25 protein-coding genes and 4 tRNA genes are annotated in these 24,120 nt (G+C 44.2%); 13 read left to right on the top strand and 16 right to left on the bottom strand.

The genetic code is table 11. The features are described 5' to 3' along the window. Positions 1-376 precede the first annotated feature (376 nt). From FE785_RS05570 to FE785_RS05555, 4 genes are all read left to right on the top strand, one after another. A tRNA-Ala gene (locus FE785_RS05570) sits at positions 377-452 on the top strand. Between the two features lie 84 nt (positions 453-536). Next, positions 537-612: transfer RNA gene (locus FE785_RS05565), tRNA-Glu, on the top strand. 4 nt (positions 613-616) lie between these two features. Next, a tRNA-Gly gene (locus FE785_RS05560) sits at positions 617-691 on the top strand. Between the two features lie 98 nt (positions 692-789). Then, a tRNA-Glu gene (locus FE785_RS05555) sits at positions 790-865 on the top strand. A 121-nt stretch (positions 866-986) separates the two neighbouring features. Here the strand turns inward: FE785_RS05555 and FE785_RS05550 are convergent. Next, a complete protein-coding gene (locus FE785_RS05550) occupies positions 987-3,137 on the bottom strand; it encodes a RelA/SpoT family protein (protein WP_138564808.1) in 2,151 nt (716 codons plus the stop codon). Positions 3,138-3,498: 361 nt separating this feature from the next. Between FE785_RS05550 and dusA the strand changes: the two genes are divergently transcribed. Genes dusA through arsC form a run of 4 tightly spaced genes read left to right on the top strand, consistent with a single transcriptional unit; the run spans position 3,499 to position 6,770 of the window. Next, positions 3,499-4,581 carry a tRNA dihydrouridine(20/20a) synthase DusA gene (gene dusA, locus FE785_RS05545; RefSeq protein ID WP_275115334.1) on the top strand — a complete coding sequence of 361 codons (1,083 nt, stop codon included), beginning with the start codon at positions 3,499-3,501 and terminating at the stop codon, positions 4,579-4,581. After that, complete coding sequence (gene xseA / locus FE785_RS05540; protein WP_138564807.1) at positions 4,578-6,146, top strand: exodeoxyribonuclease VII large subunit; 1,569 nt, start codon at positions 4,578-4,580, stop codon at positions 6,144-6,146. The genes dusA and xseA overlap by 4 nt, the downstream gene beginning before the upstream one ends. Positions 6,147-6,171: 25 nt before the next feature. Then, the gene (xseB, locus tag FE785_RS05535; protein ID WP_138564806.1) at positions 6,172-6,384 is read left to right on the top strand and encodes an exodeoxyribonuclease VII small subunit; all 213 of its coding nucleotides are present in this window, start codon (positions 6,172-6,174) and stop codon (positions 6,382-6,384) included. A gap of 26 nt (positions 6,385-6,410) precedes the next feature. Continuing rightward, positions 6,411-6,770, top strand: a complete 360-nt coding sequence (gene arsC / locus FE785_RS05530; RefSeq protein WP_138564805.1) for an arsenate reductase (glutaredoxin) — start codon at positions 6,411-6,413, stop codon at positions 6,768-6,770. 570 nt (positions 6,771-7,340) lie between these two features. Here arsC and FE785_RS05525 read toward each other — a convergent pair. Continuing rightward, positions 7,341-7,772, bottom strand: a complete 432-nt coding sequence (locus FE785_RS05525) for a hypothetical protein (protein WP_138564804.1) — start codon at positions 7,770-7,772, stop codon at positions 7,341-7,343. A gap of 269 nt (positions 7,773-8,041) precedes the next feature. On the opposite strand from FE785_RS05525, the gene FE785_RS05520 reads away from it, so the two are divergent. The 4 genes from FE785_RS05520 to FE785_RS05505 all read left to right on the top strand — a co-directional run bounded on the left by FE785_RS05520 (position 8,042) and on the right by FE785_RS05505 (position 13,031). Further along, entirely contained in the window at positions 8,042-9,541 is a 1,500-nt protein-coding gene (locus FE785_RS05520) for an RNA polymerase factor sigma-54 (protein WP_138564803.1), read from the top strand. A gap of 195 nt (positions 9,542-9,736) precedes the next feature. Then, the gene (locus tag FE785_RS05515) at positions 9,737-10,666 is read left to right on the top strand and encodes a cupin domain-containing protein (RefSeq protein WP_238696214.1); all 930 of its coding nucleotides are present in this window, start codon (positions 9,737-9,739) and stop codon (positions 10,664-10,666) included. 46 nt (positions 10,667-10,712) lie between these two features. Next, positions 10,713-11,423, top strand: coding sequence for a response regulator transcription factor (locus FE785_RS05510; protein WP_138564801.1), 711 nt, complete (start codon positions 10,713-10,715; stop codon positions 11,421-11,423). Positions 11,424-11,618: 195 nt separating this feature from the next. Further along, positions 11,619-13,031: an ATP-binding protein gene (locus tag FE785_RS05505; protein ID WP_238696213.1), complete on the top strand. Its 1,413-nt coding sequence runs from the start codon at positions 11,619-11,621 to the stop codon at positions 13,029-13,031. 108 nt (positions 13,032-13,139) lie between these two features. On the opposite strand, the gene FE785_RS05500 is transcribed toward FE785_RS05505, so the two are convergent. Then, on the bottom strand, positions 13,140-14,372 hold the full coding sequence (locus FE785_RS05500) for an SPOR domain-containing protein (RefSeq protein WP_138564800.1): 1,233 nt from the start codon (positions 14,370-14,372) through the stop codon (positions 13,140-13,142). 93 nt (positions 14,373-14,465) lie between these two features. On the opposite strand from FE785_RS05500, the gene FE785_RS10815 reads away from it, so the two are divergent. Further along, a complete protein-coding gene (locus tag FE785_RS10815) occupies positions 14,466-14,642 on the top strand; it encodes a hypothetical protein (protein WP_168188916.1) in 177 nt (58 codons plus the stop codon). A 46-nt stretch (positions 14,643-14,688) separates the two neighbouring features. On the opposite strand, the gene FE785_RS05495 is transcribed toward FE785_RS10815, so the two are convergent. The 13 genes from FE785_RS05495 to FE785_RS05435 all read right to left on the bottom strand — a co-directional run bounded on the left by FE785_RS05495 (position 14,689) and on the right by FE785_RS05435 (position 24,114). Then, complete coding sequence (locus FE785_RS05495) at positions 14,689-15,084, bottom strand: YchJ family protein (RefSeq protein ID WP_138564799.1); 396 nt, start codon at positions 15,082-15,084, stop codon at positions 14,689-14,691. Continuing rightward, positions 15,077-16,444 (bottom strand): MATE family efflux transporter, encoded by a 1,368-nt coding sequence (locus FE785_RS05490; protein WP_138564798.1) that lies wholly within the window; start codon positions 16,442-16,444, stop codon positions 15,077-15,079. Before FE785_RS05490 ends, FE785_RS05495 begins: the two co-directional genes overlap by 8 nt. 25 nt (positions 16,445-16,469) lie before the next feature. Beyond that, complete coding sequence (locus FE785_RS05485) at positions 16,470-16,784, bottom strand: hypothetical protein (protein ID WP_238696212.1); 315 nt, start codon at positions 16,782-16,784, stop codon at positions 16,470-16,472. Positions 16,785-16,991: 207 nt separating this feature from the next. Then, positions 16,992-17,603: an NUDIX domain-containing protein gene (locus tag FE785_RS05480; protein WP_138564796.1), complete on the bottom strand. Its 612-nt coding sequence runs from the start codon at positions 17,601-17,603 to the stop codon at positions 16,992-16,994. Between the two features lie 23 nt (positions 17,604-17,626). Further along, positions 17,627-18,712 carry an alanine racemase gene (alr, locus tag FE785_RS05475; RefSeq protein WP_138564795.1) on the bottom strand — a complete coding sequence of 362 codons (1,086 nt, stop codon included), beginning with the start codon at positions 18,710-18,712 and terminating at the stop codon, positions 17,627-17,629. Between the two features lie 13 nt (positions 18,713-18,725). Then, on the bottom strand, positions 18,726-20,171 hold the full coding sequence (gene dnaB / locus FE785_RS05470) for a replicative DNA helicase (protein ID WP_138564794.1): 1,446 nt from the start codon (positions 20,169-20,171) through the stop codon (positions 18,726-18,728). 255 nt (positions 20,172-20,426) lie between these two features. Beyond that, positions 20,427-20,879, bottom strand: coding sequence for a 50S ribosomal protein L9 (gene rplI / locus FE785_RS05465; RefSeq protein WP_138564793.1), 453 nt, complete (start codon positions 20,877-20,879; stop codon positions 20,427-20,429). Positions 20,880-20,890: 11 nt separating this feature from the next. Continuing rightward, entirely contained in the window at positions 20,891-21,763 is an 873-nt protein-coding gene (locus tag FE785_RS05460) for a DUF2232 domain-containing protein (protein ID WP_238696211.1), read from the bottom strand. A gap of 51 nt (positions 21,764-21,814) precedes the next feature. After that, complete coding sequence (gene rpsR, locus FE785_RS05455) at positions 21,815-22,042, bottom strand: 30S ribosomal protein S18 (protein ID WP_029407535.1); 228 nt, start codon at positions 22,040-22,042, stop codon at positions 21,815-21,817. Between the two features lie 3 nt (positions 22,043-22,045). Then, complete coding sequence (rpsF, locus tag FE785_RS05450) at positions 22,046-22,402, bottom strand: 30S ribosomal protein S6 (RefSeq protein ID WP_138564791.1); 357 nt, start codon at positions 22,400-22,402, stop codon at positions 22,046-22,048. 192 nt (positions 22,403-22,594) lie between these two features. Continuing rightward, a complete protein-coding gene (gene pyrF / locus FE785_RS05445; protein WP_138564790.1) occupies positions 22,595-23,311 on the bottom strand; it encodes an orotidine-5'-phosphate decarboxylase in 717 nt (238 codons plus the stop codon). A gap of 21 nt (positions 23,312-23,332) precedes the next feature. Further along, complete coding sequence (locus tag FE785_RS05440) at positions 23,333-23,701, bottom strand: LapA family protein (protein WP_138564789.1); 369 nt, start codon at positions 23,699-23,701, stop codon at positions 23,333-23,335. 107 nt (positions 23,702-23,808) lie between these two features. Next, complete coding sequence (locus FE785_RS05435) at positions 23,809-24,114, bottom strand: integration host factor subunit beta (RefSeq protein ID WP_138564788.1); 306 nt, start codon at positions 24,112-24,114, stop codon at positions 23,809-23,811. Positions 24,115-24,120: the final 6 nt, after the last annotated feature.

Here is a 24,120-nt window from a genome sequence, read left to right as displayed (position 1 = left end):
GGCAGCGCTATTTAGCACCAATCAGCCCGTATTTGAGTTCAGGTACTGTTTAAAACCTAAATTCAATACGGGTTTTTTATTGCTCTCCAACTCCCGCTAATCGTCTGTATAAACAAAATTCTGATAAATAGGGGGGGGAACGAATGCCGATTTAAATCCGGCATTCATAGGCATTCATATCAAGTGCTGGAGTGAAATTCTTAATAAAAACAATTGCTTTATAAACGCTTGCCAAGACTTGACCGAAGATGTAGCTGTAAGGCGCACCAGCCAAGGGCTAGAGAAAAAAACAAAAAGCGTAAAAAAACTTAATTTTTTTGCATTTTAGGCTTGACCTACCCAGCCAACTCTATATAATACGCACCCATCAGCTCGAGGGGCTATAGCTCAGCTGGGAGAGCGCAACACTGGCAGTGTTGAGGTCAGCGGTTCGATCCCGCTTAGCTCCACCAATTAAGCTTTATGCTTAAAGAATTATTCACTAGGCCGAATAATTGAGCTTGATAACAATGATGGTTTTTAACTATCAATATAGTGTCCCGTTCGTCTAGAGGCCTAGGACACGGCCCTTTCACGGCTGTAACAGGGGTTCGACTCCCCTACGGGACGCCACTATGCGGGAATAGCTCAGCGGTAGAGCACAACCTTGCCAAGGTTGGGGTCGCGAGTTCGATCCTCGTTTCCCGCTCCATTTTCAAGTGTGTTGATGACACCTAGGCTAATACATCATCAACAGACTTTAACAGTGAAAGCTGTTAGAAAAAACGTTATCTTTGATAACAACAATCCGTCCCGTTCGTCTAGAGGCCTAGGACACGGCCCTTTCACGGCTGTAACAGGGGTTCGACTCCCCTACGGGACGCCATATAAATAAACCCGCTATAGCGTATGTTATAGTGGGTTTTTTATTGCCTTGATTTTATGCAATGGAAAAAGCCCATTATCAAAACGGGCTTTTTGATGCTTAAGTGGACCTGAGAGTCGTCTTACGTCTTTATCGATACCGATTCGATATTCGGTATCAACTCCACCTGATCGAGCAGGTCGCCTAGGTTCGTAGCGTAATCCAGCTCCAGCGTCAAAATCATGGTGACACTGTGTTCCTGGGTATTGGTTTTGGTGTTGGAGGCGATCAGATTGATATCCATATCGGTCAATTTTGTCATCACATCGCGCAATAACCCTTTACGATCAAATGCGCTGATTTGCAGCTCCGCCAAGAAACATGGTTGTTCAGCCTTATCCTTATCCCAGGAGACATCAATCAAGCGACGACGGTCTTCATGTGACAAGTTTAGGATATTGGCGCACTCTCTATGGTGAATGGTCACACCACGACCACGCGTCACAAAACCGACGATATCATCAAAAGGTTTGGGTTGGCAGCAGGGCGCCAGATGAGTTGTCAGGTGCACCGCACCGACCACATAGGCAACCGCTTCCTCTTCACTGTGAGCAGGGAAGCCAAAACTTTGCTGCTGTCGTGATTGGGTTTTATTCGGGCGCAACTCATCCTGAATCGCATTGGTAATCTGCCGCTCGTTTAAGCGCCCCTTACCGATGTCTTCATAGAGCAGATCCAACGTGTCGTATTTGAAGCGCTGCAACAACTTCTTGCTGTCTATAGATTCCGCATGCAAACGCTTGATTTCTTTGTGGAATAGCGCCTCTCCAGCGGAGGTATTCTCGGATTTGTTTTGTTTGTTAAACCAGCTGCGAACCTTGTTTCTGGCACTGCTACTGGTTAGATAACCAAGGTTGGGATTTAACCAATTACGGCTCGGCTCACCATTTTTAATGGTCAAGACTTCAACCTTGTCACCGGTTTGTAAAACATAACTCAACGGCTGGATACGCCCATTGATTTTAGCGCCTCGACAACGATGCCCCAGCTCGGTATGGATCTGGTAGGCGAAATCAAGCGGAGTAGAGCCTTGGCGCAAGGTAACGATCTCGTTTTGCGGTGTCATGACATAGATATGCTTGGTCTGCAGTTCGGTACTGATCTCTTTAAACAGATCAGGCGTATTGGAGTTTTCCAATAACTGACGAATGTTGGCGATACTGCGTTCCAAACTCTCATCGAAATTAGAGTGACCACCTTCCTTATAACGCCAGTGAGCGGCAATGCCGTATTCGGCATTATGATGCATATCGGGGGTGCGAATCTGGATCTCAACCGTTTTGCCTTCCGGGCCAATAATAACGGTATGAATCGACTGGTAGCCGTTTTCTTTCGGTGTGGTAATGTAGTCATCAAACTCATGACGCACATAGCTCCAACGACTGTGAATCAGGCCGAGCGTTTCATAGCACATCTGCACACTATCAACATAGATTCGCACCGCACGTAAATCGTAAAGCTCTTCAATCGGCAAGTTTTTACGGTGCATCTTTTTCCAGATGCTGAAGATATGTTTCGGGCGCCCGGAAATATCCGCCTTGATGCCGTGCTCTTTAAGCATATTGTCGATGGTTTCGATAACCAGCTTAATGTATTCTTCTCGCTCCGAGCGCTTATCACGAAGCTTGCTGGCAATTTCTTTATATTTTTGCGGTTCGAGATAGCGAAACGAAAGGTCTTCCAGTTCCCATTTAAGCTGAGCAATACCCAGACGATTAGCGAGCGGGGCGAAAATCAATTCGGTTTCGGCAGCAATCTGTTGTTTGATTTCATCGCTTTCGTGTTTAAGCTCGCGCATGCGTACCACGCGGTAAGCGAGTTTTACGATCATAATACGGATATCGGACGTCATCGCCAATAGCATCTGGCGCAGCCGTTCATTTTGAACGTCGTCATCCTTGCGATCGAGATCGAACTCTTTAAATTGATTCAAACGACGAATGCCTCGTACCAGGTGCGCGGTTTGCTCGCTGTACTCCTCGGCGATTTTTTCACAGGGATAAAAAGGGGTGAGGTTGGCATCGCTTAGCAGCGTTGCAATCAGCGTTTCCTCATCAAGCTTCAATGGAGCAAGCACCTCGGCAACCAAAAAGCTTCTCACTACGCCTTTTTCAGGTAACTCTTGCGCCTTGATCGCCATTTCGCAGGCCTTATAGCACAAAGAAGTCTGCTTATCGTCAAGCTTAAGGCTGCTGAAGACTTTTTGGTAAAGTTGTTCGATTGCTTGCTGCATGAGTACTCTTTAGGAAAAACCGTTTTAAATCGTTTGTATTAAACCTGCTCTCATTAAAGAATAAATCCAATATCCAGAGGTTTAATTTATTATGACTGTCTATGACCGTATCGATAGACATGGCTATTTTAGCGGCTTTTACTGCAACTTCTACGCCAATAGCCCTAAAAGATTTTATTATTGTCTAAATAATTTTCCTGTGACAATTGGTTTAAATTCGATTAAATAGAAAGCTTAAAGCCGGACTTGAGTGCAAAAAGCCGGTGAATTAATATCAAACAAGCCAATTTAAAGCCTAATATCGACTTAAATTTAATAAAATAACCGGCTATTAACAGCACGATATAAAACGGGAAACGTTTTGACACAACCTTTACCAAGCCTCAACCCTGAGCAAGTTTCTGACAATTTATCTCACCGAAATAGTGCAGTGGGTTTTTCTGTTGCACCGATGTTGGATTGGACCGACAAGCATTGTCGTTACTTTCATCGTCAAATCAGTCAAAAAGCATGGCTTTATTCGGAGATGGTGACAACGGGCGCTTTGATTCATGGTAATAACTTGCCACGCTTTCTGGGACATGATCCGGCCGACAGTCCGGTTGCCTTGCAACTTGGCGGCAGCGATGCGCAGGAGTTGGCGCACTGTGCAGCTTTGGCCGAAGAGTGGGGCTATAACGAAGTCAATCTTAATGTAGGCTGCCCAAGTGATCGTGTGCAAAACAATATGATTGGCGCCTGTTTATTTGCTCATCCACAAATTGTTGCTGAAGCGGTGGCGTCCATGAAAGCCAAGGTGTCGATTCCGGTGACGGTAAAGACCCGCATCGGTATTGATGAGCAGGAGGATTTTGACACCCTTAGCGAGTTTATTGAAAAGCTTGTCGAAGCAGGGGTTAATGGTGTTATTCTGCATGCACGTAAAGCCTGGCTACAAGGCCTTTCACCCAAAGAGAATCGTGAAATCCCACCCCTTAAATATGAATGGGTGCATCACATCAAACAGCGATATCCGAATTTGGATATCGCCATCAACGGCGGTATCAAAACTCACCTGCAAGCCCTAAAACACTATGCCGATTTTCAGGGGTTTCCCGCGCTTGATGGCGTCATGCTGGGGCGCGCCGTTTACGAGCAGCCTTATATGTTAGCCGAGGTAGATAAGCTATACTATCAACAGGACACCGAAATGCTTAGTCGTGAAACCATTGTCGCCAAGATGTTGCCTTATATCGATAATCACCTGAGTGACGGTGGCAAACTAATTCAAATCACCCGACATATGTTAGGCCTGTTTCACGGCTTGCCAGGCGGACGCATTTGGCGTCGACACCTTTCTGAAAACGCTTTTCAAGCCGGTGCCGGGATCAATGTGGTCGAGGATGCATTGAAAATGGTGGAAAACGAGATTCAGCGTATGCGCGATAGAGGCTACTCCCTATGATCTTTTTGGACGTGCCCTTTAGAGAAAAAGATGCCGCCAAATCCCTTGGTGCCCGGTGGGACGCCGTCAGCAAGCGCTGGTATATTCCCGAAAGCTTCGATGGCGACATGCAGCTTTTTAGTAAATGGCTACCGAACGAAAATGCCAGCAACCACCCTCAGGCAGATATCCTCGAAGATGTCTCCAGCAAACCCAATGACAAAGGTATCAGGCTATCGGCATTAATGAATCAGGTTCAATTGGCGCTGCGCAAAGAATTTGCCGGTGGACGCTGGGTCATCGCTGAGATCGCCAATATCAATCAACGTCGTGGTCACATTTATCTGGAGCTGACCGAAACCAGCGATAACGGCCAAATTATGGCTAATTGCCGCGCTATGATCTGGCAAAGTCAGGCAGGGCATTTATTGCAGCGCTTTTTGCAAGCAACCGGTAGCGAGTTAGCCATTGGTCAAAAAGTACTGCTGTTGGTCGAAGTAAGTTTTCATGAGCAGTACGGTTTCTCTCTAGTTGTACAGGATATGGATCCAAGCTTCACCTTGGGAGAGTTGGAACAAAATCTGGCGAAAATTCGCCAAAATCTGGTAAAGAAGGGCGTCTATCAAAACAACAAGCGCTTTGTTTTACCCACAGACTTCTTTCGCATTGCCGTGATCGCTCCGCCTGAAGCGGCCGGTCTAGGAGATTTTCGAGCCGACGCCGACCTGTTGCAAAAACTCAAGTTATGTGAGTTCACCTATTTTTACAGCAGCTTTCAAGGCTTAAATGTCGAAACCGAAATGCTTTCGGCTCTGGATGCCGTGCATGCCATCCATAAAACCAAGCCGTTTGATGCACTGGTGATTATTCGTGGCGGCGGCGCAAAACTGGATTTGAATCAGCTTAATATCGAAACCATCGCCGAACAACTGTGTCTGGCTGAATTACCGGTTATGAGCGGTATTGGTCACGAACGTGACAATACCATTCTTGATGAGGTTAGCCATAGCCGTTTCGATACCCCGAGTAAAGTTATTGGCTATATTCGCAGCCAAATTACCAATCAGGCTAAGGCGGCGCAAACCCATTGGCTGCAGATTGAGAAATCCAGCCATATTCAAATCAAGAGTTTGCAGCATCGATTGCAAACGTTGCATCACACCGTCCAGCGAAACAGTCGCGATAGCGTTTATCGCTGGCAAAATCTGCTTGAACCGCTCTACTATCAAACTTCACGCTTGAGTCAGCAACATATTAGCGGAGCATCGCAAAAGCTGGAAACGTTGCAGCAGGGCATCCACAGCCAGCTTGACCAGAAAGTCGCGGTGCTGAAAATGAACGTCGAACAGGCTAATGAACGCGTGCAAATCGATGCGCTGAGGGCGATTGATAATTACAAACAGCAAATCATTCAATCGATCGCCTTTATTCTCAGTTCAGGGCCCAAAACCCAGTTAAACAGAGGTTTTAACATTGCTAAAGACAGTCAAGGTAAGCCGGTAACCAGTGCCGAAAAAGCGCGCCTAAGTAAACATTTAGAGCTTGAGTTTAGCGATGGCAGCGTTAAGGTTGATGTAAAAGAATAAATAGATTTCAAGAGAGGAAAATATCATGTCTAAAAGCCCGGAAAGCTTTAAGGAAAACTATCAGAAATTACAAGAAATTGCGCAAAAGCTGGCCAATAGTTCAGAGATCGATATTGATGAGTTGGTGCCTATGGTTGACGATGCCACTCATGCTTATCAGGTCTGCAAATCACGTATCGAAGCCGTCGAAAAAGCTTTGAATACACGTCTGGATAACGATGATTCCGAAGCCGAATAAAAGATAATAGGTACAAGGATAATATTATGAGCGATTTAAAAGCGACCATTTATCACAATCCCCGTTGCTCTAAAAGCCGCAGCAGCCTGCAAATTCTCAATGAGCATAATGTGGCGACTGATGAAGTGCGTTATTTGCAAACTCCGCCAAGCAAACAAGAGCTGGCAGAGCTTTGTAGGCTGATGGGGTTAAAGCCAGCACAAATTGTCCGCCGTGGTGAAACCGTATTTAAAGAGTTGGACTTGGCCGAAGCGCAACTCACAGATGATGAGTGGCTTGATATTCTGATTGCCAATCCGATATTAATCGAAAGACCCATTGTAAAAATAGGCGACAAGGCCGTAATGGGTCGACCGCCGGAAAATGTATTGCAGCTTTTACAGTAAAACTGTAGTTTTCTTATTCAAGCAACACGATATTCAAGGCGTATCAATTGTCATTTACCCGATATTGCTGAGAAAAGTAGATGGTGGCTCAGCTATTTGTGCGCAGCATTCAAAAATACCAATGGACTCAATTTCAATTGAAGTCGAGTCTTTGCACCATGAATCAGCCGACATCCAAAAATTTAACCGTGATTTGGTAGAGCGCACAGATCATCCAAATTCATCGAATGATTGCATTCTCATTTAGTTTATCCCGATTTCGTTAAAAGCAGATTTATCCCATTAAGCCTTATTGGTCTCATTTTTAATAAACAGGGGAAAGAGTGGTTATTATACTTTTTCACGCATTATTCAATTTAACATAATATATATTATACGTTTTTCATATAAGAGTAAGAAACAGGTAAGGCAATGATTAATATGGGTTTATTGTTTTATATGCATTAAACCCCTGCACATAAAACGTAATTATAAAAAAAGCTCCTACTGGAGCTTTTAGCAATTTTAAGAATACAGATTAAAAAAATTCTGTAATTTTATTGGGTTAACTCTTTGTATTGGTTTATTGGCTTACACCCATAAACTCAACATTGGTAAAATTGAAATCAATGCCAATAAAATACCCACCCAGTATTTTTCCTCTTTACGCTTTAAACCAACCAGCCCTGAGACCAAAGCTACTGCGGCCGCGACCCAGGTAATCGGCGGAAAAATAAATGCAAACAAGATGGCGATCACCCCTGAGACCATACCTAATGTAGTGGCGTTGCCCGGATTGTATTCTTTGGTATTGAGCATATCACTAGGCATATCTGAAGCCGACTCAAGTCTGGCAAGAATACCGTTGACCTCGGATTCCGTTAATTGCTCACGATTAATTTCATCTTTCGATAAGCCTATGGTCAGTTTACGCTCAAGATAGAAAGCCTTAATAATATCGTTCCAAGAAGCTTTATCATCTAACTGCTCAATAATCTTCATAGCTTCAGTTTTTGCGCTCATATAGGTATCTCCGTATTGGTTTTCACTTTTGATTGTAATAGCTAACCAAGAAATTAAACAATTGCAGTTTGGCAAAAAATAGAAAAAATTGTTTTAAATTAATAAGATTGGCAAAAATAAGCAGTATTTAAGCCATCTTTAAAACTAATTGTGGGTTTTTTTTTGATTCTATTTATAATAAGGTTAGATAAAACATATTCAATTGCACACGCTGAACCCTATGCATGCTGCGATATACATCTATTTTGCTTGAGGAGTTTTAATTAGTTATGGCATTGATGCCCGGCTTACAAATTAATATGGGACAACAGTTGAAGCTAACGCCTCAGCTGCAACAATCCATTAAAATTCTTCAATATTCAGCCCTTGAAGTACAGCAAACCATTCAAACGACTCTTGAAACCAACTTCATGCTTGAGGTTGCTGAAGACCTTGATCAAGAGGAACTGGAACAATCTCTTGAGACCAACGATTCAAATGATGATCTGAATGATCAAAACGACAGTGCCGAAGAAAAAGACATCGATCTGGAAGCACAAGGCAATCTGGATGAGAACATGCAGATTGATTGTGAGTGGGATGAAGTCTATAGCGACCACTCCCCTACCTCATCTCAGTCAAGCAGTGAAGAATATGCCAGTGTAGATACTTACACCGCTGCAGAAGAAACCTTGCACGATCATTTATATTGGCAATCGGATATTTATCCGTGGTCTGATGAAGAGTCGGTCATCGCCTCTTATATCATTGATGACATCAATGAGGAGGGTTATCTAGACAGTTCTTTAGAGGCCTTGCTTGAATCTATCAAAACCAATGAGCCAAACCTGGATATCAATCTAAGCGCGCTAGAGTCGGTTTTATCAACCATTCAACAGTTTGAACCCGCCGGTGTGGCCGCTCGCAGCATACAGGAAAGCTTGCTTTTGCAACTAAGTAATATGCAAAAAACACCTTATGTCATGACTGCCATGCAATTGATTCGCGAGCACTTTGACTGGCTTTCTTTTCATGACTCCAAACGCATTAAAAAAATGTACGGGCTTGATGATGAACAACTTGTACATCTATTGAAATTGATCCAGTCACTAAATCCCAGACCGGGACGCGATTTTTCCAATACCGAATCACAAGTCATTATTCCGGATCTTCGTTTACGCAGAATGAAAAACGGCTGGCTGGTTGAATTAAACAGCAATGCTTTTCCGCGATTAAACGTGAATTCAGCCTATATTGATTTGGCCAACACCTTGAAAGACGATGAGCAATCGAAAAAGATTAAAGAACAGTTGATTGAGGCTAAGGGTCTAATCAAAAGTATTCATAGCCGTGGTGAAACACTGCTGCGAGTTGGCCGTTTTATTGTTGAAAAGCAGGAACGTTTTTTTGAGGAAGGCGAACACGCCATGCAGCCACTAGTATTACGTGAAGTGGCCGAGCATCTTGACCTGCATGAATCGACCATCTCACGTGCCACTAATCAGAAATATATTCAAACCCCTCGTGGTACCTTTGAATTGAAATACTTTTTCTCAACCGGTGTTAGCCAATATGGCAGTGCCGATCAATCGGCAATCGCCATCAAGGCTCATATTAAAGAGTTGATTGATGCCGAAGATCCTAAGAAGCCGTTAAGCGATAGCAAGCTAATGAAGCTACTAGAGGAAAAGGAGATTGTTGTTGCCAGACGCACTATCGCCAAATACCGTGAAGCCTTGAAGATTCCTTCCTCAAGCGAGCGAAAAAAACTGAACCAGTTCAAGCTTTAAGCGGCGAGTCACTAAGCACAGTCAAAACCGCTTTATTATGGCGGTTTTTTTATTAACTATTCATCTCAAGTAAGCCCTATCTGTCAAACCATTCTATTTATCCGCTTAATTTGACTCAATCATAGTAATTTTCCCTAACAAATTTTATAATAGATCAAATTAATCCACGCCCAATCTTATGGATGCCAAACAATTATGAACAGAATGAATGTTGAACAGATTCAGCAAGTTGCTCAGCAGCAATGGGAAGCACAAGCCGAAGTTAAAGAATATATGTCTGCGGTCAATCCGCCGATGCCTAAAATCGATGTTATCGATTACCCAAGCGCCTTGCACGAAGGCGGCTTAACCCGCGTCATTCCTTTTGATTTATCTGAAGAGTTGCAAACGGGCTATCCAGCCACCTCGCCCAACTTACTGGCAAGCTTTTTAAAGATTTCCGCAGGTGATACGTTAAAAACCGATGCTAAAGCAACTTCGCAGATGTTCTATGTGATTCGAGGTAAAGGCCGTACTCAGATGAAGCACGGCACTATCGAATGGAAACAAGGCGACTTGTTTACCTTGCCATCGGTACCGGACGCCTTACACAGCGCCACTGAAGATACCGCGATTTATATGGTAAATGATGCGCCATTGCTAAATTATCTTGGTGTCGAGCCGACAAAAGAAAAGTTCACGCCTGTACTTTATACGCAAGAGCGTCTTACCCAGGAATTAGCCGATATCCGTAAGATTGCCGAAGGACGTAATCGCACAGGTTTCTTACTGTCGAACCCGAATTTCCCGATTACCATGACATTAACCCATACCTTGTGGGCGCTTTATAATGTATTGCCTGCTGGCGTTGCGCAAAAGCCGCACCGTCACAATTCGATTGCACTCGATTTTTGTGTTGCCGCAGGCCCTGAAACCTATACCTTAATTGGTAAGGATATTGATGCAGACGGTAATATCATCAACCCGATTAAAGCGATGTGGACACCGGGCTCTGCGTTTATCACCCCTCCGGGCTGGTGGCACTCTCACCATAACGATTCTGATCAGGACGCAATCGTCTTGCCGATTCAGGATGCGGGTATTATTATGAATATGCAGGTTCTGGATTTCCAATACATTCGTTAATCCCGAATTCAACTCAATTATTTTTGATTTATTAAAAGGTCAGCTAATGCAAAATACAGACTACAATATTGCGGTTATTGAAGATGATGAAATTCAACTTACCTCTCTAGTCGATGCTCTCCAGCAACAAGGCTTTACGGTTACCCCTTTTACCAATCGTGAAGATGCCGAGGCTTATTTTGCTGAAACTCTGCCTGACCTGGTAATTTCAGATATCATCCTCGGTTCTGAAATCGATGGCGGTTTTGATTTGGCGAAACATCTATTGAGTTACAACCAGCCTATTCCGATTATCTTTTTATCCGAACGTCAGTCTGAATTCGATATCTATACCGGTCACGCCTTAGGTGCGATTGATTATCTGCCAAAACCGATCAGCTTGAATGTATTGATTGTCAAGGTGAAGAATCTTTTGCGCATTACCAGCGTACCTAAAAGTCAAAACAGCAATGACGAAGAATCGAAGATTCCATTGCTTCGTCTGGCTCCAGAGCAGTTCAAGGCCTACTGGCATGACAAGGCTTTGGATCTTACCGCTACCGAATTTGAAATGCTTAAGCAGTTCGCTACAGCGGGTGAAAATGCAGTCATCTCTTATGATGCACTGCAAGCCTCTACCCAGGGAGTGGTTGAGCGTAACACCATCAACACTCATATATGCCGAATCCGTAATGCCTTTAAGAAGGTGACGCCTGAATTCGATTTGATTCATAATGAATACGGTCGCGGTTATAGCTGGCAGAGTAAAGAAGATTAATCTGATTAAAGCATATATTTAAGGATTTGATTGGTGGCAATGGCTGGCGTGATTAGAAAAATCTTACAAAAACCATTGCGACTATCAATTCGAGCTCGTTTCTTCATCTTATTGTTATTATTGACAATACTCCCCTTTCTTGCCTATAGATTCGCAATAGACCTGCACCGTATCCTGCTGAATAACCAAGCCATTGTGCAAGAACAAACAGTACAGAACCTGGCACTGATTCTTGAGAATCGTACCGACCTTTGGGCTTTGCAGATTCAATCAGGTGTACCAACACGTCTGTCACATTTGAATTTAAAAAATTCGGTTTTATGGGTGGTCAATGCCAATCGTCAAACCACCTATGTTGTCGGCCAGCTGCCCGAAAGTGAAATTTACGATGATGTCGATTTCTTTACCGATACCGGTCGAGTATTGATCAAAACCCTAGCCACCTTTTTGCCCTATACATTGCCCTATCCCTACCCGCAAAGCGCAACTCCGGAACATAACCTGATCACGCAGGCCTTACAAGGTAAAACTCACCAGCAATATCGTATGGACCAGCAAGGCGATCCTTATTCGCTAATGTCTTCAACGCCGTTGATCATCAAAGGGCGCATCATCGGTGCCATAGTGCTTGAACAGCGCATGGAAACCCTTTTTAGCAACAACCTCAATTACTTCTATCGCTTGATCGGTATTGGCGCGCTTATTTTCTTCATTGTTATTATCGGTGCCTTGATCAATACGGCATCGCTTTCCAATCGCATTATTCGCTTGGATAATGACGTTAAGCGCACCTTTAATATTCAGGGGCGCTTGACCGATTTGATTTTCACCGACAGTCGCGGCAAAGTTTATAGGGATGAATTATCCGATCTTCGTCATCATATCTATGAGATGTTGAAACAGCTAGGTGCCTATGAACGCTATCTTAAGCAGCTGCCGAAAACACTGCGCCATGAAATCCATAACCCCTTGAATCGTTTATCGATGGCACTGTCGTTATTGGAAAAACAGCAAAACGAACCTAATGCGCAACTTAACTATGCACAACACGCTTTAGAACAGTTAAAACAGATTATCAGCTCTTTGTCCGAAGCCACCAGTATTGAAGACAGTTTACACAGCCAAACACCAGAGCCTTTTCCGATTGGTATTATGCTGGAGCATTATCTGGAGAATACCAAGGCTTTGCACGAAAACTGGAGCATCGAATATAACAATCAGCTTGATCGCAAAACCATGGTTTGTGGTGACGGTTTTATGATCGAGCAGCTTTTGGATAAGCTTTTAAGTAATGCCGCCGACTTTACCGACAATAAACACCCGGTTTTTGTCGACTGTTATCAGCAAGATAACCAGGTGGTAATCAATGTCATAAATTCTGGACCGTTTTTACCGAAAGGCCATGAAAAACAGATATTTGACGGTATGACCTCGATCCGAACCTTAAACCAAGACACTCAGGCTCACCTTGGCTTGGGACTCTATATTGTCAAACTGATTGCCGATTTCCATCAAGGGCAAACAAGCGCGGAAAACATTACCCACTATCAAGGTCGAGCCATTCAAGGGGTGAAGTTCTCCGTTCAACTACCGGTATTTAAGGCTTGAACAGACCCAGCAACAAGGTTGCATTTCTTTTATAGTTACGCCCTGCTTTGCGCATAAAAAAGCCCGGTTATCCCGGGCCTTAAATGATTACCTGAACAGCGTTTAATTTTATAAACGCTGCGATAAATCCACGGCTTTTCGAATCCACGGGGAAATCCCGGTTTCAGATTTGATCTTCTTCGCCAGACGGTCTGCATCGTCTCTGGATGCGAAGGAACCGGTCACCAAAATATAATTAGTTAAATCGTTACGAGTCTGAGGCAGGATTCTGGTATCGGTTAACGACTTACTGCGAATAATCTTTTTTAGCGAATTTACATCCGGCATACTGGCAAGCTGCAAGACATAGTGCGGTTTTGGCTGAGCCAATAACCACTTAACATCTTCTGTCGCATTGGCGATAGGAGCCGCTGGCGCTGCGGGCATGCTCGGCGACTTGACCTCTTCAACCAGCTTAACCAGCGGTGTGGATACCACCGGGGTTGCGGCATCCTTAACCTCAGGTGTTTCGATGGCCATCTCCCCGGTATCTTTGAGCTCTTTAACCGCTTCACTAGATAAGTTTTCCTCAACCGACTGTTTTTCATTCGCTGAGGAAACCGGTTTTTCGCCATCAAATGTCGATTCGCCGTTGGTCAAGAACTGCAGGATCTTCTCGAGCTTAGAATCGATTTTTGCTTCCAGCTTCTGGGTGTAATTTTTTAACTTCTCATCAAGAATCGCTTCAGTCACCACATTATTATCAGCAGTTGATATGGCTTGATCACTGTTCTTCGCAGGCAAAGCCGAATCCAGTTTCTGATCTGCACTGTCGGCGCCGATAACCGGCTGCTTAGCCAGCTGTTCTTTTAAGCTCTTAACCTCTGCTTGCAAAGAGGAAACCTTATCTTCAAGAGAGATAAACAGATCCGATTTTCCACCAGCGGCAACCGCCTGCTGCAGGCTTTTCATATCCGCTTGCAGTAATTTCATCTGCTCAATATTATCGTCTTTAACTGCCATCACAGCCTGCAGTTCTTTGTGAATGGTGTTATAGGCGATATAAAGCACGCCTAAAATGGTGAGCAAAAGCGACAGCAAAACGACCACACCGAAAAATGACATTCGATTATTGGGGCGTGAGCTGTGTAGGGCTTTATCGGTGTAACTGGCAGTGGTTTTTTTGCGATTGTTATTGGCTTTATCAGGCATAACTTCCTCGGCGGCATTTAACCAATCGTTTAGAGAGGCTGGCTGCGCGGAATCGGCAGCGTCGGAATTAGATAGGTTTTTGGCTTTGGATTCAATTTCTTCCAGTATTTTGGCTCTTTCTGCTTCTAATTCTGAAATCGTTAAAGACATAGTTTTATCGGAATTACCTAAGATGGAATTGGCTTTTATTGTAAAATGCTTTCAACGAAAAAGATACACAAAGATACCGTTGGAGTCATAAATATGCCTGATATGCAAAGCATAGGTTCAGCATTACTGATCACATTGATGTTCTTAGCAATAAGCTTGACTGTGGTTGGCTTGGCAATGTGGGGCGTTTATAAGTTTTTCAAGCATAACGACAAACAGCAAAACGGTGATGAAAGCACCGATAGTCAAGCCGATAACGACAAGCTTTAATCCTGTTTTAAAGCAAACTCAGCCGTCTTGGCGAAGTCTGCCGCATTTAGTCTTTAATTTCACCGTCTTGATAACACCAGTGCTGCTCTGAATCACGTACAAAATAACTTTTTTCATGCAGATAACCTGATTGTTCCCCTGCCTGATAATGAGCAATAAAGGTGACCCAGCCCTCTTTGTCCTTTCTACGGCCTTTTTTACGACCGTTTATAACCAGTTTCTGCCAATTGATGGACGAATCAAAGTCAATATTGTCAGGTCTGTTTGCCGTGCACCAGGTTTTCAGCAGATAACTTTCATTTTTTAGGACAAACGCACAAAAACGCGAACGCATTAATTGCTCGGCTTTTTCCGGATAGCTGCCGCCTTCAATGAAGGGCCGACAACAATCCTGATAGCGTTTGTCACTGGTGCAAGGACACATGGCTTCACTATCAAGCATGCAAGCGCTCCTTATAAACCTTTTGTAAGCGTAACGGCAAAAGAATCGCAGCCAGCGTCAAACCTAATACAATGCCGAGCCAAAAACCGCTAACTCCCATAGGTTCATGAGTCATCCAGTCGGTAAAGGCAAATACATTACCCAGACCCAGGCCGATTACCCAGTAACTCAACAGTGTCACCCACATGGTCACTTTGGTGTCGTGAAAACCACGCAAAGCGCCGGCCGCGGTGACTTGAACAGCATCACAGATTTGATACATCGCTGCAAAAACAAGCAAGCTCGCGGCTAAGGCAATGACATTCGGATCGAAGGTATAGAGCGTGACAATCTCGAAACGCAGCCAGAAACTGATTGCCGCCATTAAAGCACCGATTAACAATGCCCATAAAAAACCGTTCACCAAGCTGATGCGAACCTGTTGCTTAGACTGCTGACCATAACCATAACCCACCCTCACAGTTAAGGCCATTGCAAAACTCAACGGCACCATAAAGGCGAGCGAGGTGACATTGATGGCAATCTGGTGTGCACCGATAATATGAGTTCCGAGTGGCGCGATAAAAAGAATAATAAAACTGAACAGGCCGACTTCAAACAATAGCGCCAGGGAGTTGGGCACACCCAAATTCAACAAAGACTTAACGCCATCATGCCAAACCACTTTAATGTTGCGGATATGTCTTAAATAGGTCTTGAAAAAACTGGAGCTAAAAATATAGATGACCCCAACGACAAACATCGACCACATGACCAATGCACTGGCGACCCCACAGCCAGCCGCACCCATTGCCTCAAACGGACCGTAACCGTAGATGAATACATAGTTCAGCGGAACATTGATCAGCAGGCCGGCAAAACTGATCCACATGGTAGGCAGTGTTTTACCGACCCCTTCCCAGAAGAAACGCAATGCCTGATACGCCGCAACACCAGGCATACCAAAAGATATATAAAACAAATAGTCTTCGGTAAGCTGATAAACATTAGCGGAAAGTTCAAGCACATCCAAAAGCGGCTGCAGATTCATCAGCAACAACATACTTAATAAACCAAGCGGCAACGACAACCAGACCCCTTGAACCAAAAAATGTCCAATCTGTGCAGGACTGTTTTGCCCATTTGCTCTGGATACCATTGGCGTGATCGCCAAAAGGATACCGGTGGCAAAGATAAAAACCGGTAAAAAGATATTGGTACCAAGACCAACGGCAGCCAAATCATCGGTACCGACCCGGCCCGACATCAAGGTATCAACCACACCCAAACCGGTTAAGGCTAACTGGGCAAATAAAATCGGCATAGCCAATTTTATCAATAGGTTAGATTCGTTCTTTAAATCTGAAATTGAGACTTTCATAAAGTGATTTGTAAGTTAAACGCGATCAAAAAGACTTAGTCGAGTTTTCACTATCAGATTTTTTATCCGGCAAGGAGCCCTCTGCGGATGTTGAATCTTTTTCACTCTGCTCGTCTTGTTGCCAATACTGGGCACCATGCTGTTTTTGCAGTTCATCAAGCTCATCTTCCGGTTCAATCGATTCTTCTACCTGATAAACAAACCTAGGCAGCAAAAAGATAATCAGCAGTTTGAAGCTCCAATACACCGAGGCATAGACCATTACCGCCATTGCCAAAACCAATGGAATACCAACCACTAAATCCACCAATAGCGCTTGCCCGGCAAACAACTTACTCATCAATGCTTTTTCAATAAAGGCGAAATGTAGCCAATAGAGAACAATTATCCAGCTGATTAAAATAACAAAGCGGTCGAGCTGCGCAACAATGTGGCTGTTTCTAAATAAACAAAACATAGTATCTCTGGGTAGTTGGGTCTGAATCGGGTCAGAAAAAAAATAAATTTGAAAATGTGACGGGATTATAACGACTTATCGCCAAGACCACTACGCTTTATGATAAAAAAGCCACTGTAAGGCGATAATCGTACTTGAAACATTCAAGCGCCCTTCAGCCAACTGCCGCTTGGCATCCTTATAGGACAGGGTCAGCACACGAATATCTTCATGTTCTTCGGATAAACCACTGAACTCATTGATTTGAAGGCTGTCTATCTCGGCGGCATAGAGCCAAAGGATCTCATCGCAAGCACCCGGGCTCGGGTAAAAATGGGTGATATAGGCAAGACTGTCTGTCGATTGGATTTGATAGCCGGTCTCTTCAAAAACCTCTCTAATCGCCGCCTGCTCTGGCGTTTCACCCTTATCGATCATGCCTGCCACAGGCTCTTGCAACCAAGCATTTTCCGGGCAATTCGCCTCTAAAGCGTGTTGCACCGCACCGACACGGCATTGCTCAACCAATACCACCTGCTCTTGTGCGCTATCAAACAACAAGACCACAACCGCTTGGCCGCGGGCAAACAATTCACGATCGATAACAGGGGTTTGTCCGCCTTGATAGAGTGAATGGCTAAAGCGAAGTTTTTTAAACTCGAAAAACCCTTTGAACAGCGAACTGACCTTAAGATTTGAGAGTTTTTTAATCGAGTTAGACAAATTGACTCCAAGAAATGGGATGGCTATTGGATTTCAATCATGGGAACGCGCTGAGTGACGCCACATAACAGTTCATAACCTATGGTATCGGAATGCTGAGCAACAATATCGACATTTAAGCCCTGCCCCCATAAGACTGCCTGATCTCCGATCTGAATGGAAATACCATCATTGATCAAGTCGGTCAGGTCGACGGTAATCATATCCATGGAAACCCGACCGACCAAGGATACCTGATGACCTTTGATCAATACCGGAGTACCATTTTTGGCATGGCGCGGATAACCGTCGCCATAACCGATCGCAATCACGCCAATCACCGATTCACGCTCGGCGTACCAGGTATTGCCGTAACCGACACTTTCCCCTTTGGCTATCTGTTTAATGGCAATCAATGCCGATTCCAGCTGCATAACCGGTCTCAGGTCGATATTATCAAATTCAACCCCGCCATATAGGCTGATCCCCGGTCTCACCCACTGAAAATGGCTTTGCGGATAATTGATAATACCGGCACTATTGGCGAAGCTTTTCGAATACTTGTCGATATTGGCAAGTGCGTCAAACTCAACAAGCTGCTGCTGACTGAATTTTCGTCCGCTTTCATTGTCTTCATCGGCAGAAGCAAAATGCGACATAAGGTGGATATTGAATTCGTTTGCAGAAGCCTCAAGGCGCTTGATTACTGATTCAACCTGATTTGGCGCAAAGCCCAAACGGTGCATACCAGTATCGACTTTAACCCAAATATTAGTCACACCGCTGATATGACAATCCAAAAGCCAATCAAGTTGATAGTCGGCGTGAATAACCAGATCAAAACGGTTTTGCGTTACCAACGCAATCTCTTCCTTACAAAACAATCCTTCAAGCAATAAGATACGGTGTAAAAAACCTTTTTGGCGTAACAACATCGCTTCGTCAATTGATGCCACGCCAAATGCATCGGCTCCACTTAGATGGTGTGCGACACGGATAATTCCATGGCCATAACCGTTTGCCTTGATCACAGCAAGAATTTTACTGCCGGCTGCCGCCTGCTGCATAACTTTGAGATTGTGGCGCAATGCCGGTAAATTGATATAGGCTTTGGCAGGACGGTAATTCATGCAATTGACGTCCTTAGTAGCTTTCATCAGGCACATCAAATGCCGCATGGTTTTCAAATCGGGTATAGGCACCGATAAAGGTGAGTCGAACCGTACCCAAGGAACCGTTACGGTGTTTACCGAGGATAATTTCGGCGGTACCTTTATCTTCCGTATCTGGGTTATAAACCTCATCACGATAAATAAAGATAATCAAATCGGCATCCTGCTCAATCGCTCCGGATTCACGCAAATCGGACATTACCGGGCGTTTATTCGGACGCTGTTCAAGACTTCGATTCAGCTGCGATAGAGCAATAACCGGAATATTGAGCTCTTTGGCCAAGGCTTTCAGACCACGCGAGATTTCGGAAATCTCATTGACTCGGTTTTCCGCATTGGCCGAACCGCGCATCAATTGAAGATAATCGACGACCACCAAACCTAGTCCGGTGACATGCTTATCTGGATTTTCATGGCCGGCCTCGATCGCCTCTTTACGTTGTAGATCCCGTACATCCTTATCAATACGTCTGGCACGGGCGCGCAACTCGGTAATCATTAATGCCGGAGTATCATCGATATAGACTTTCGCCTTGGATAAAACACCAACCGCTTTATTGAGTTTTGGCCAATCTTCCTGAGTCAACTTACCGGTTCGCATACGACCGGAATCGATACGCCCGATAGAACTGATCATTCGCATCGCCAAGGCCTCACCCGGCATCTCCATACTGAACACGGCAATTGGCGTGCCGTTTTTGGTGGCGACATTTTCCGCCAAGTTCATCGAAAAGGTGGTTTTACCCATGGATGGTCGCCCGGCGACGATAATCAAATCCCCTGCCTGAAGACCGGCGGTAATTTCATCAAACTCGGTCAGATGAGTTTCCTGACCGGTAATCGTTCCCTCGGTATTAAAGAGCTCATCGATTTTATTGATAGCCGATTCAAGCAGCACATCCATGGTTTTATATTGACGCTCTTTACCTTCTCCATGCTCGGCGATTTTATTGATTTTCTGCTCGGCGCCGTCAAGCACCTGACGGATATCGCGATCTTTAGGAAAGTAACCGGATTCGGCAATTTCATTACCGGCTTGAATCAATTTACGCAGAATCGATTTATCACGTACGATTTGCGAGTAATAGAGAATATTCGCCGCACCCGGTGTATTTTTCACCAGCTCGGCCAAATAGGTTTTATCACCGGCCGTTTCAATTTGACCGACACTGGATAAATGCGCTACCACCGCAACCAAATCATAGGGTTTGCTGTTACGGCTTAAATTGATGATCGCTTCAAAAATCACCTGATGCTGTTTGGTATAAAAATCTTCCACATTGACCACCACTACGACATCATCCAATACATCATCGGATAACATCAAACCACCGAGTACGGATTGTTCGGCCTCTAGAGAGTGCGGTGGGACCTTAAACATTTCATCAACATTGGTAGCGGGATTTTTTGCAGCCATAATTTTATAAAATTTCTTTGCGTTAGCGGTTCTCAAAAAAGTTACGGGGAAAATGATTCTTAACCCTGTGCTTCAACCTCTTATAAAAGGATCAAGCAAGTACTCTATTATAACGTCACGATTTAACATGACACGTAATAATAACGGTAAAAAATCCGCACCACAAACTGATAAATTGGAGACATAAAAAAAGCGGCGGTTCGAACTGGTCGAACCCCGCTTTTTTCAAGAGCTTAAAGCTTGCTGTTAAGTATATTACTCAGCAGCAGCCTTAACTTCTACAGTAATCGATGCAACAACATCAGTGTGCAGCTGAACGTCGATTTCGTAAGTACCCGTGTGGCGCAATGCACCTTCTGGCATACGAACGTTACGACGCTCAACTTCAAAACCTGCTGCTTTAAGTGCATCAGAAATATCCTGAGTACCTACAGAACCGAATAGCTTACCTTCATCTCCGGCAACTGATTCGATTGAGATAACCTGACCGTTCAGGTTCTCATAAATACCCTGAGCAACCGCAAGTTCAGCAGCAGCGGCTTTTTCTAATTCAGCACGCATTGCTTCAAACTCAGCTAGGTTTTCTTTAGTAGCTGCTTTTGCTTTACCTTGAGGAATCAAGAAGTTACGAGCGTAACCAGATTTAACTGAAACTTGATCACCCAAAGACCCTAGATTTTGTACTTTTTCAAGCAGAATAACATTCATCGCTTAAACCTCTATAGTTCTTTATTCGTCCAACGGTTACGGAAATCCACCCAAGTGTCTACCAAACCGATGGTTGCTAAAACCAACATGCTTTCTGGAACTAGAAACAACAGTATATATAACCCGACCAACCAAGCAGTACGCATCTCCTTGGTGGCAACGGTATGGTGGGCAATGGCAATGCCCTGCATCATCAAGCCAGCAATCAGAACCGATGATAAATCATTGATCATGCTGTTTTGCGATGCGTTTAACAGACCTAACACAGCCAAAGCGATGGCTACATAAGCGGTTGATTTCGGAAGTGCCAGCTGATAAAAGTCCGTTTTAAAACGGCCAGGATAATACAACTCGCTCTGCCACCATCTGCCTACGACCAAAATGGAGAACCATAAAACAATCATAAACACGGCTACCAGCATGGTGAAATGATCAGTGATCTGCGCAATGCGCTCCACTTCATATTCAATCTGCGATGCTTGTAGCACCGGTGCCAGATACTGGTTAAACAACGATAGCCACCATTGTGACGTATCGGCAACCATTAAATGGAAACCTACCACCAATACACCGACTAAAACCATTGCGAATTGCAATGCAGAAGCCAGTGAATTGGTCTGCCTGAGTACAACGGCCATCAACCAGACCGGTAACATGTATTCGGCAACCGCTAAAAAGCCACCAAGCATACTACCAGTCAATAACAGCGTTAGGCCGACATGACTCAAAACACCCCATACCAGGGTTTTAAAACCTTCGCTAACCGAGACTCTCAAGGTAACCAAGGCGATTAAAGCACCGACAATAATTCCAAACGGTGCTAAAAAAACACTTAATGCCGCAAATATAACGATCGCAATCAAGGCCTGCGTTGGCCCTTTCATTGCATAATTAGCTATTCCGAGCATTGTGTTCCTATTTCTAGTTCACAAAAATTATTTGTGCTGGTCAGTGTATGGCAATAATGCAATATAACGAGCACGTTTAATTGCAGTGGCTAACTGACGCTGATACTTAGCGCTTGTTCCAGTGATACGACTTGGAACGATTTTACCTGTTTCAGTAATGTACGCTTTCAATGTATCTAAGTCTTTGTAATCAATCTGCTTCACGCCATCAGCTGTGAAACGACAGAATTTCTTTCTACCAAATCCTCTAGCCATCTCTTACTCCTTTGGACCACGACGCTTGTCAGCTTTATCGTCTTTATTGCCAGCCATTACTGAAGGTTCAGTGATCGCTTCTTTCTGCTTAACTACCATGCTACGTAAAACGGCATCGTTGTAGTAAAAAGCATTTTCTAACTCATCTAGAGTTTCTTGTGAACATTCGATGTTCATAAGAATGTAGTGAGCCTTATGTACTTTGTTGATGATATAAGCAAGTTGACGACGTCCCCAGTCTTCAAGACGGTGAATCTTACCTTCAGACTGTTCGATAAGGGCACGGTAACGCTCTAGCATTGCAGGAACCTGTTCACTCTGATCAGGGTGCACTAGAAATACGACTTCATAATGACGCATTCATTTTCTCCTTATGGATGATAAAACAGTCTCCCATATAACCTTGATATGGTGAGACAAGGAAATTCATGCAAACGGCATGAAAGGCGCGCATTATATAAAAAAATGACGCAAAGCTCAATATATTTTACATTTAAACTTATAACGCCATTTATTTTCATAACCGATTGAAATATCGGTAATGTTTTACGATTAATAATGAATCAGGCTCGCATTGATTTCCGCCAGAGTATTGGCTGGTGACTTTGATTGGGTGATTGGACGCCCTACCACCAAATAACTCGAGCCTGCCTCAATCGCTTGCGCTGGAGTCATGATGCGCTTCTGGTCATTAATATCGCTACCAGCCGGACGAATTCCTGGCGTCACTAAGCAGAAATCCTTACCAACCATTTCGCGAATATCCGCCGCTTCCTGTGCTGAACAGACCACGCCATCCAGACCGGAATCCTTAGTCAAAGCAGCTAAACGCATGACATTGTCACGCGGTGAACCAGCCAGACCGATTTCCGCTAAATCCTCCTGCTCCATACTGGTCAGGATGGTCACCGCAATCAATAACGGCTTGTGTTCCATTTCATCCAACGCCGCCTTGGCTGCCTGCATCATCTTGCGGCCGCCCAAAGCATGTACATTGACCATCCACACCCCCATTCTGGCTGCCGCCTGAACGGCTTTGGCAACCGTATTAGGAATATCGTGGTATTTAAGATCCAAAAACACATCAAAACCCAAATCAACCAGCTGCCTGACAAATTCCGGACCAGCAGCGGCAAACAACTCCTTACCGACTTTCAATCGACAGGTACTACTGTCTAGCGGCGTAACAAATTCAAGTGCCTGCTGCGCATCGGCAAAGTCGAGCGCGATTAATACTTTAGGATCATTGATAGATTGATTCTGACTCATGGAAAACTCGTTTTATTAGATTTAAAGTTGCTGGTAACTAAGCGCTTTGGGCTGCTCCTGGTCGACTTCAACACGCTGCACATCCTTGGCTAAACGATCGGCAGACTGCTGCACCTGGGCTTTTTTCAGTTGGACGATTTGATCCGAAAGCTTTTGATTCTCTTTGGTTTTGCGTCGTAACATCCAGTTCAAGCGAATAACCTGCATCAGGATGAACAGGGCTCCGAGCAACATGCCACAAATAAACAAAACTGCCATCACCACACTTAACGGCAACTGCATCTGCACGAAAAACAGATCAAGCATTACCTCTGATGGGTTTAGTACGCCGAGGCTGACGCCAATAAAAACAAAGCAAAGTGTCAGAACAAGAGACAGTAACTTAAACATAAGAGAACTCTCTAACGGAAATTACTGATGATTATAGAGGATTGAGGGAAAAAAGCATAAAAAAAGGGGTGAGAAATTCCACCCCTTTTCGATTTTATTGCAATAGCTTACTGCAAAATATCGGTTGTATCTTTTGAATCATCAACTCGCTCACGCAAAGCCTTACCAGGCTTGAAATGAGGAACACGCTTGTCAGACAACTCTACCGTTTCACCGGTTTTAGGATTACGTCCAACACGTGCCTTTCTGTGATGAAGGCTAAAGCTACCGAAACCGCGAATCTCGATACGCTCACCTTTTGACAAGGTGTCTATCATCGAGTCCACGATTTGATTAACCGCAATTTCAACGTCTTTTTGAGCAAACTGAGTTTGCTTTCTTGCAATAAGTTCGATCAATTCTGACTTGGTCATTTGATA

Origin of the sequence: Thiomicrorhabdus sediminis (assembly GCF_005885815.1) — a bacterium.
In the GTDB taxonomy this organism is placed as follows: Bacteria; Pseudomonadota; Gammaproteobacteria; order Thiomicrospirales; family Thiomicrospiraceae; genus Thiomicrorhabdus; species Thiomicrorhabdus sediminis.
The sequence above is the reverse complement of the archived record's forward strand: the minus strand, read 5'-3'. Positions and strand labels throughout refer to the sequence as shown.